Here is a 683-nt window from a genome sequence, read left to right as displayed (position 1 = left end):
ACGCTTTTTTATAGCGAATAGCTCTCTGAGCGTTAAGGATTTTCTGTTAACGTAAAACGCTCTGTCGGCAAGTACTTGTTTTGCTGCTCATGCAAGTAGCCAAGCATCTGCTCTCGTACTTCACAAGCGAGCGTCCATGCTTCAATGGGGCCTACTGAGGCAACAGCGCCGCGCAGCTGAATGGTGTTTTCTGTCACTTCAACCACAAAGACTACAGGCTCAGTTTCATTGTCCCAAAGCTCATTGTCTTTAGTCACCGATATAAACTGCTGGCGAATGGCCTCTATATCTGCACCATAGTCGATGTATAAAAACACAGGACAGGTCTGGTGCACTTCGGTATGAGACCAGTTCTCAACTTTTTCGGTAATCAACTCACGCATCGGCACGATTAGTCGGCGTTCATCCCATGTTTTGAGTACGGCATAAGTGTAACGCAAATCTTCCACAGTACTGAAATTGCCATCCATTATCACGCTATCGCCAATCCGTACAGGCTGCGTCACTGCCACCTGCACCCCAGCAATGATGTTACCCAATATGGGCTGAGCGGCGATACCAATGACCACGCCAGCAATACCAGCTGAAGTCAGTAAGGTTTTACCAAGACCTTCCATGTTGGCAAACTCACTCAGTCCTATCCAGATACTACCCAATATCATGACAAAAATGAAAACGCGGCG

The 683-nt window shown here is 47.3% G+C and carries 1 protein-coding gene; it reads right to left on the bottom strand.

Translation table 11 applies throughout. From position 1 onward, the window contains the following. Window positions 1-32: 32 nt before the first annotated feature. Window positions 33-683, bottom strand: a 651-nt coding sequence (locus ACS8FC_RS17830; RefSeq protein WP_439297775.1) for a mechanosensitive ion channel family protein, incomplete at its 5' end; no start/stop codon positions are given.

The sequence above is a fragment of the Psychrobacter sp. 1Y4 genome (genome assembly GCF_051847555.1).
This window is presented reverse-complemented; position numbering and strand designations above follow the sequence as displayed.